The sequence below is a fragment of the Sphingorhabdus sp. genome (assembly GCF_044357595.1).
GTDB lineage: Bacteria > Pseudomonadota > Alphaproteobacteria > Sphingomonadales > Sphingomonadaceae > Sphingorhabdus_B.
Genome location: NZ_JBIKPH010000118.1, coordinates 1 through 7,698, shown reverse-complemented (window position 1 = coordinate 7,698; position 7,698 = coordinate 1). Strand labels below are relative to the sequence as shown.

Genomic DNA, 7,698 nt, shown 5'->3' with positions numbered 1-7,698 from the left:
CCGGACCATGATGGTTTTGCCGCCGCCATTGCGGCCTATGGCGAGACGGACAATTTTTGTTATCGCGCTGCGGCTGGTGAGGCATTGGCCGACCGGCAGGCGCAGATTTGGGATCCGTGGCTGGACTGGGCCAAAGGACGTTATGATATCGATTTCCTCATTGTCGAAGGTATCATGCACCAACCCCAGCCAGCGGCTACGCTTGAGACTTTGCGTAGCGCAGTCGCTGCACGCGGGGCATTTGAACTGGCCGCCATGGCAAAACTTGCGCATTTGTCAGGATCGCTTGTCGCAACCTTGGCCATCATCGAACTCGCAGGCACCGCCGAAGATATTTGGAAGGCCGCCTGTCTGGATGAGATTTGGCAGGAAGAATTATGGGGCGCTGACCATTGGGCGCAGAAAAACCGGAGCGATCGTGAAGGCGAGTTCATGGCTGCGGTGCGTTTTCTGGATTTGCTTGTACCCCGAACCTAGGTGAAAACCCGCCTCGCTGGTTAAGGGAAGGGCGGGTAATCGGGTTCTATAATCAAGGAAAAGGCCAATGACAGACAACGCGACATTCACCTTACGACCGCTTCCAAAGGCGGCGTTTGTTGCAGGCCATGCAGGATTGCTTCCGCAGGTCATTGCCGCTGTCATGGTCTTGTCCGGGATGGAGTATCGCTGGACAGTGCTGGCAGCAGCCTATGGCTATGCTGCATTTATATTCAGCTTCTTGGGCGGCATGTGGTGGGGCCTTGCTGTTACCACGCGCAACAATGATGTGTCGGCCAACGGGATATTTGCGCTCGCTGTCGCGCCAAGCTTATTGTCGCTTGCAACCTATTTGCCATGGATTTGGGGGTGGGAATGGCCCGGCCCCTCGCTGGCATGGCTTGGGATTTTCCTAATGCTATCGCCCTTAGCGGATCGATGGTTGTCGTCGCGCTGCGCATTGCCATCTGGCTGGATGAAGCTGCGTTGGCATTTGTCGATTGGCCTGGGCGGAATAACCCTGTTTTTGGCGGCTTTTGCTTAGGTCCTGACCCTAAGTCGCCGCGAGGTCGCGGACGAAGCCGATCAAGCCCTTTTGCCGCCGCCGTTTCATCCTTTCGGCCGCAAGAATTTGCTGAATCTTTTCAAAGCAGGCCTGCACATCGTCGTTGATGAGCACATAATCATAACCGTCCCAATGCCCGATTTCTGCCTTTGCGCGGCTCATACGGTCTGCAATGACGGCGCCGCTGTCTTGTGCACGGCTGTGTAAGCGGCGTTCCAGCTCGTCGATCGATGGTGGCAAAATGAAGACGCGAACGACGTCTGGTCCAGCCTCTTGATATAATTGCTGCGCGCCCTGCCAATCGATATCGAACAAAACGTCGCAGCCAGCGGCGAGCTTTTCCTCTACCGGCCCTTTTGGCGTACCATAGCGATGCCCGAAAACATGCGCCCATTCCAGAAATTCACCATCAGCAGCCATTTTCTTGAATGTAGCCGTATCGGTGAAATGATAATGAACGCCCTCTATCTCGCCGGGGCGTGGTTCTCGTGTGGTGTATGAAACCGATAATGCGATTTTTGCGTCCGCATCCAAAAGCATCCGTGACAGCGTCGATTTACCCGCACCCGATGGAGATGAGAGAACAAACAGCAGTCCGCGGCGTTCCAATTCATGCGGCTTGTGGGTGTGGGAATGGGCCATAGCCGCTACTGCGCGAAAGCTTAGGCGCGCGTCAAGAGGGAAGCGCGGTTGTGACCGACGAAAGCGGATCAGCTACGCTGGCGTTCCTTGCGTTTGTCAAACATGCTTTTGGCCGCAAATGCGCCGCCAACGAGCAACAAGCCCGGAATAGAGCGGGTTGCAAGGCGCGTGGCGACAATGCCAAGTCCCGCGCCAAGCAAGCCATTGCCGCTTTTGCGTCCGATAACTTCGCCGATAACGGCACCTGCGATTGTTTTTAGCATTTGTCGTCTCCCACGCAGCACACCAACAAATTGTTACTCAAACCATGTCTTCGGCTCTGACATGGGTGTCGAAAGTGGCTTCGTCAACCAGTCCGGATGCTAACGCGGCTTGGCGCAATGTGTTTCCCTTGCGCAGTGCCCGTTTGGCGATGTTGGCCGCATTGTCATAGCCGATAATCGGAGCAAGTGCGGTCACGAGCATAAGCGATCGTTCCACCAAATCGGCTATCCGCGTTCGGTCAGGCTCAAGACCTGCGACGCAATGGAGCGCAAAGCTGTCCATGCCGACGGCGAAAAGGTCAATCGACCGCAGGACATTTGCGCCGATCATGGGCTTGAACACATTCAACTGCAAATGCCCCTGAAGCCCCCCGACTGTCACCGCCTGATAATTGCCGATGACTTGCGCCGCGACCATCGTCAGCATCTCGCATTGCGTCGGGTTGACCTTGCCCGGCATGATTGAACTGCCGGGTTCATTTTCCGGCAAATGCAATTCGCCAAAGCCCGAGCGCGGGCCAGAGCCCAGCAGGCGGATGTCATTGGCGATTTTGGTGAGCGCAACCGCGAGCGTATTGAGCATGCCCGACATCTGCACCAAAGCATCGTTAGAGGCCAGCGCTTCGAATTTATTGCTGGCTGGCTCAAACGCGATGCCGGTTGCGGCAGAAATCTCGTTTGAGATGGCTAAGTCAAAGCCTTTGGGTGCATTTAGGCCAGTACCGACGGCGGTGCCGCCCTGTGCCAGTTTCTGGATAAGATGCGTGACGGCATGCTCTATGCTGTCGCGGCAGGCAGCCAATTGCGCGACAAAGGCGGAAAATTCCTGTCCTAAAGTCAGTGGCGTTGCGTCCTGCAAATGGGTGCGACCTATTTTTACGATGTCCTGCCATTCGGCGCTTTTTGCGGCAAGCGCATCGGTCAAGCGACCAAGCGCGGGCAAGAGGTCATTGCGTAGTGCCAATGCCGTCGCAACGTGCAATGCGGTGGGGAAGCTGTCATTCGACGATTGGCCCATGTTGACATGGTCATTGGGATGCACCGGTATTTTGCCGCCGCGTGTGCCCGTCAGCGCCTCATTGGCGATGCCTGCGACAACTTCGTTCACATTCATGTTCGATTGCGTGCCGCTGCCCGTTTGCCAGATGACGAGTGGGAATTGCGCGTCATATTCGCCGCTTAATATGGCGTCGGCTGCGGTAATGATGGCATTGGCGATGTCGGCTGGCAGCGCGCCAGAGGCCTTATGCGTCAACGCTGCGGCGCGCTTCACATGCGTAAGGCCATAGATAATGCCCATCGGCATGCGTTCATGCATAGGGAAGGGGAAGTTTGCGATACTGCGCTGCGTCTGTGCGCCCCAATACGCGTCTGCGGGGACTTCTATCGGTCCAAAACTGTCAGTTTCCGTGCGGGTTTTCCCCGTCACTTCTTCCGTCCGAAGTCCACGCTGACGACGTTGGAGCCATCTTCTATCGCTACGGATGGGCTGTCATTGCCAGCCTCTTCATGTGGCTCGGGCGTGCCTTCGCCAGCGTCGACATGGAATTGCAACGCGAAGTCAACGGCAGGGTCAACGAAGGCGGTAATCGCGGAATAAGGGATGAACAGATGCGATGGGATCTGGCTGAAGGACAGGCCCACTTCGAAATGCTCGGCCTCAACCTTCAAGTCCCAATATTTATGCTGAAGCACAATGGTCATTTCATCGGGGAAGCGTTCGTGCAGATGCTGCGGAATGGCAACGCCTGGGGCTTGAGTCTTGAAAGTGATGTAGAAATGATGGTCGCCCGGCAGGCCATCACGCGCAACATCGCCGAGCACGCGGCCAACAACAGCGCGCAATGCCTCCTGCACAACGTCGTCATAAGGGATCAGGCTATCAACATGCTCATCGGTCATCCTTGCTAGGTGGACCGCCGAGCGCTCGAAATCAAGATGCTTCTTGGTGTAAGCCAACTTGCCAAATGCGCTAGCGCAGCTATATCGGCGGCCATGCGTACAGGCTCTATCAGTCGCAAGACGAACGAAACGTCCATTGATGTTGAGGTGAACCTTGACGGCACTGGTGTATATGAAGTGTCCACAGGCATCGGTTTTCTCGACCATATGCTTGAGCAATTGTCCCGACATTCGCTCATTGACCTGAAGGTCAAGGCGGTGGGCGACTTGCATATTGATCAGCACCATACAACCGAAGACACGGGCATCGCGATTGGCGAGGCCGTTTTGCAGGCGCTTGGCGATAAACGTGGCATCACGCGTTATGGCACGGCTTATGCGCCGATGGATGAGACGCTGACCCGCTCCGCGCTCGATATTTCGGGGCGGCCTTATTTTGTGTGGAAAGTTTCGCTCGGCATGCCGCGCCTTGGCGAATGGGATACCGAGCTGATTGAACATTGGTTCCACAGCTTTGCGACGAGCGCCGGTATCACGCTGCATGTTGAAAACCTCTACGGTGCAAACAACCACCATATTGTTGAAAGCTGCTTCAAGGCCTTGGCCCGTGCGTTGCGCCAAGCGGTCGAAATTGATCCACGCAAGGCGGATGCCATTCCATCGACCAAGGGGACGCTCTAGACCGTGACCCTTGCGCTGATTGATTATGGCGCAGGTAATCTGCATTCAGTGCATAATGCGTTGAAGGCTGCGGGCGCGGCTGATGTGCGTGTCACGGCTGATCCCGACATTGTTGCGCATGCTGACCGGATTGTCTTGCCCGGTGTTGGTGCTTTTGCGCATTGTATGGCCGCCTTGTCCGGCATTGACGGCATGATCGCCGCGATGGAGCAGCGCGTTCGGGTGCAGGGAATACCATTTTTGGGCATTTGCGTCGGCATGCAGTTGCTTGCCGATGAAGGTGTGGAGCATAAAAGCACGCGCGGGCTTGGCTGGATTTCCGGCACCGTGCGCGCGATTGCGCCCGCCACGGATCTAAAAATCCCGCATATGGGCTGGAATGATGTCGTGCCCAGCGGCAACGCGCCGCTTGTGGAGCGCGGTGAAGCCTATTTCCTGCATGGCTATCATTTTGATGCCGCCGACGCGACGGATGTTCTGGCGACCACAGACCATGGTGGCGTATTGGTTGCTGCGGTGGGCCGTGCCAACATCATGGGTGTGCAGTTTCATCCTGAAAAAAGTCAGGCTTATGGCATCAATTTCCTCAAACGCTTTTTGGAGTGGAAGCCGTGATTGTTTTTCCCGCGATTGACCTCAAGGGCGGCGAAGTTGTGCGCTTGGCCGAGGGCGATATGAACCGCGCTACCGTTTATGCCGATGACCCCGCAGCGCAGGCGATGTTATTTGCCGAACAAGGCGCGGAATTTCTGCATGTGGTCGATTTGGACGGCGCCTTTGCGGGACGCCCCGAAAATGCCGAAGCAGTTGAGGGCATTATCGAAAATTTCCCCGGTTATATCCAATTGGGCGGCGGCATTCGCAATCCGCAGACCGTCGAGCGTTGGTTCGACATGGGCGTTGCGCGGCTGGTGATTGGTACAGCGGCGCTTAAAGACTCTCAGTTCGTAAAAGACATGGCGCGCGAGTTTGAAGACGGCATTGTTGTTGCCGTTGATGCACGCGACGGGTTCGTGGCGACCGAGGGCTGGGCTGAAAAATCCGACATGCCTGTCATCGACCTTGCCCGTCGGTTCGAAGATGCGGGTGTAGCCTCGATCCTGTTCACCGATGTTGGGCGCGACGGGATGCTGACCGGATGCAATATCGACGCGACGGTTGATCTGGCGCGGCGCGTGAACATTCCCGTGATCGCCAGCGGCGGGGTGAAGGGCATTGATGACATTCACATGCTCGCGCTGCATGCGAAGGACGGCATTGAGGGCGTGATTACGGGCCGCGCAATTTATGATGGGCGGCTGGATCTGGCGACGGCGATTAAGGTGGCGGGGCGGGCATGACCGTCCGCGTCCGCGTCATTCCCTGCCTCGACGTCTCCAATGGCCGTGTGGTCAAAGGGGTGAACTTTGTCGACCTGCGCGATGCGGGCGACCCAGTCGAACAAGCGCAAGCCTATGATGCGGCGGGTGCGGACGAGCTTTGTTTTCTCGATATTGGCGCAAGCCATGAAGGGCGCGGGACGATTATTGACGTCGTGCGGCGCGCGGCAGAAGTGTGCTTCATGCCACTGACCGTCGGCGGCGGCGTGCGCAGCGCAGAGGACGCGCGGGCGTTGTTGCTGGCGGGCGCAGACAAGGTCGCGGTTAACAGTGCGGCAGTCGCGCGACCCGAAGTCGTTGCTGATATCGCCGCGCGCTTCGGCAGCCAATGCGTGGTCGCCTCAGTTGATGCCCGCAGGACCGGCGACCGATGGGAGATCTTCACCCATGGCGGACGCAAACCGACGGGCATCGATGCATTGGAACATGCCGTCAAATTGGCGGACCTCGGTGCGGGGGAATTGCTTGTCACGAGCATGGACCGTGACGGTACACGCGACGGCTATGACCTTGCATTAACGCGCGCTATTGCCGACGCAGTACACATCCCTGTTGTGGCTAGCGGCGGCGTAGGCAATTTGGAGCATCTGGTCGCAGGTGTGCGTGAAGGCCATGCTAGTGCGGTTCTTGCGGCATCCATATTCCATTTTGGCCAATATAGCATATCCGATGCGCATGCGGCGTTGCGATCTGTGGGGTTGCCGGCGCGGGTCTGAAACATTGGCAAAAAAATTTGCTTACCGAGTCCTTGACCTGAAACAAAAACTCCCTATCTGAACCCTGTTAGCACTCACACTAAAAGAGTGCCAACGCTCATTCATTGCCGTCACGCCGGGCTTCGGCCGGTGGCGGGATGGCGAACAATTAAAGGAAGGTTCAACATATGGCATTTCGTCCATTGCATGATCGCGTTCTCGTCCGTCGGGTCGAGGCCGAAGCAAAAACCGCTGGCGGGATCATTATCCCTGATACAGCTCAGGAAAAGCCACAGGAAGGCGAAGTCGTCTCCGTTGGCGCAGGTTCCAAGGCAGAAGACGGCACTGTGACGCCGCTTGATGTCAAGGCTGGCGACAAAATTCTGTTCGGCAAATGGTCGGGCACCGAAGTCAAGATCGACGGCGAAGATCTGCTGATCATGAAGGAATCGGACATCTTGGGAATCGTTTCCTAAGCGACGAATGGTTTGAATCACCCAGCCTTCGCTGGGGCACACAATTAAAGGAAAAATATCATGGCTGCTAAAGACGTGAAATTCGGTCGCGATGCGCGTGAACGCATCCTGCGCGGCGTAGACATTCTTGCTGACGCTGTAAAAGTAACACTTGGTCCAAAAGGCCGTAATGTTGTCATCGACAAAAGCTTTGGCGCACCGCGGATCACCAAGGACGGCGTTACCGTCGCCAAGGAAATCGAACTGAAAGACAAGTTCGAAAATATGGGCGCACAGATGGTTCGCGAAGTTGCTTCGAAGACCAACGATATTGCCGGTGACGGCACGACCACTGCCACTGTTCTTGCACAAGCAATTGTTCGCGAAGGCATGAAGTCGGTTGCAGCGGGCATGAACCCGATGGACCTGAAGCGCGGCATCGACACAGCGGTTAATGCTGTTGTTGCTGACCTCGTTAAGCGTTCGAAGCCAGTTGCTGGTTCTTCGGAAATTGCACAGGTCGGTACGATCTCTGCAAATGGTGAAGCTGAAATCGGTAAGATGATTGCAGACGCCATGGAGAAGGTCGGCAAGGAAGGCGTTATCACCGTCGAAGAAGCTAAGGGCCGTGAAAGCGAG

General features: G+C 56.4%; 12 protein-coding genes. 8 read left to right on the top strand and 4 right to left on the bottom strand.

The annotated features are described in order from the left end of the window. The coding region (locus tag ACIQ2T_RS10650; RefSeq protein WP_397590787.1) for an ATP12 family protein at positions 1 to 477 on the top strand (477 nt) is incomplete at its 5' end. A 67-nt stretch (positions 478 to 544) separates the two neighbouring features. Next, positions 545 to 1,021 (top strand): DUF3429 domain-containing protein, encoded by a 477-nt coding sequence (locus ACIQ2T_RS10645; RefSeq protein WP_397590786.1) that lies wholly within the window; start codon positions 545 to 547, stop codon positions 1,019 to 1,021. A gap of 9 nt (positions 1,022 to 1,030) precedes the next feature. On the opposite strand, the gene gmk is transcribed toward ACIQ2T_RS10645, so the two are convergent. The 4 genes from gmk to ACIQ2T_RS10625 all read right to left on the bottom strand — a co-directional run bounded on the left by gmk (position 1,031) and on the right by ACIQ2T_RS10625 (position 3,849). Beyond that, entirely contained in the window at positions 1,031 to 1,684 is a 654-nt protein-coding gene (gene gmk, locus ACIQ2T_RS10640) for a guanylate kinase (protein WP_397590785.1), read from the bottom strand. 68 nt (positions 1,685 to 1,752) lie between these two features. Further along, entirely contained in the window at positions 1,753 to 1,947 is a 195-nt protein-coding gene (locus tag ACIQ2T_RS10635) for a hypothetical protein (protein ID WP_300036042.1), read from the bottom strand. Between the two features lie 37 nt (positions 1,948 to 1,984). After that, positions 1,985 to 3,376 carry a class II fumarate hydratase gene (gene fumC / locus ACIQ2T_RS10630; protein WP_397590784.1) on the bottom strand — a complete coding sequence of 464 codons (1,392 nt, stop codon included), beginning with the start codon at positions 3,374 to 3,376 and terminating at the stop codon, positions 1,985 to 1,987. Beyond that, the gene (locus ACIQ2T_RS10625; protein ID WP_397585320.1) at positions 3,373 to 3,849 is read right to left on the bottom strand and encodes an SspB family protein; all 477 of its coding nucleotides are present in this window, start codon (positions 3,847 to 3,849) and stop codon (positions 3,373 to 3,375) included. The genes fumC and ACIQ2T_RS10625 overlap by 4 nt, the downstream gene beginning before the upstream one ends. A 93-nt stretch (positions 3,850 to 3,942) precedes the next feature. Here ACIQ2T_RS10625 and hisB point away from each other — a divergent pair, with 93 nt between their 5' ends. The 6 genes from hisB to ACIQ2T_RS10595 form a co-directional block, all read left to right on the top strand. Beyond that, the gene (gene hisB, locus ACIQ2T_RS10620; protein WP_397590783.1) at positions 3,943 to 4,530 is read left to right on the top strand and encodes an imidazoleglycerol-phosphate dehydratase HisB; all 588 of its coding nucleotides are present in this window, start codon (positions 3,943 to 3,945) and stop codon (positions 4,528 to 4,530) included. 3 nt (positions 4,531 to 4,533) lie between these two features. Continuing rightward, positions 4,534 to 5,145 (top strand): imidazole glycerol phosphate synthase subunit HisH, encoded by a 612-nt coding sequence (gene hisH, locus ACIQ2T_RS10615; protein WP_397590782.1) that lies wholly within the window; start codon positions 4,534 to 4,536, stop codon positions 5,143 to 5,145. Further along, positions 5,142 to 5,870, top strand: a complete 729-nt coding sequence (gene hisA, locus ACIQ2T_RS10610; RefSeq protein ID WP_397590781.1) for a 1-(5-phosphoribosyl)-5-[(5-phosphoribosylamino)methylideneamino]imidazole-4-carboxamide isomerase — start codon at positions 5,142 to 5,144, stop codon at positions 5,868 to 5,870. The genes hisH and hisA overlap by 4 nt, the downstream gene beginning before the upstream one ends. Then, complete coding sequence (gene hisF, locus ACIQ2T_RS10605) at positions 5,867 to 6,625, top strand: imidazole glycerol phosphate synthase subunit HisF (protein WP_397590780.1); 759 nt, start codon at positions 5,867 to 5,869, stop codon at positions 6,623 to 6,625. Before hisA ends, hisF begins: the two co-directional genes overlap by 4 nt. A 167-nt stretch (positions 6,626 to 6,792) precedes the next feature. Further along, a complete protein-coding gene (gene groES / locus ACIQ2T_RS10600) occupies positions 6,793 to 7,080 on the top strand; it encodes a co-chaperone GroES (RefSeq protein WP_300037393.1) in 288 nt (95 codons plus the stop codon). A 60-nt stretch (positions 7,081 to 7,140) separates the two neighbouring features. Beyond that, positions 7,141 to 7,698 (top strand): TCP-1/cpn60 chaperonin family protein (locus ACIQ2T_RS10595; protein WP_397590779.1); only part of this gene is annotated, 558 nt, incomplete at its 3' end.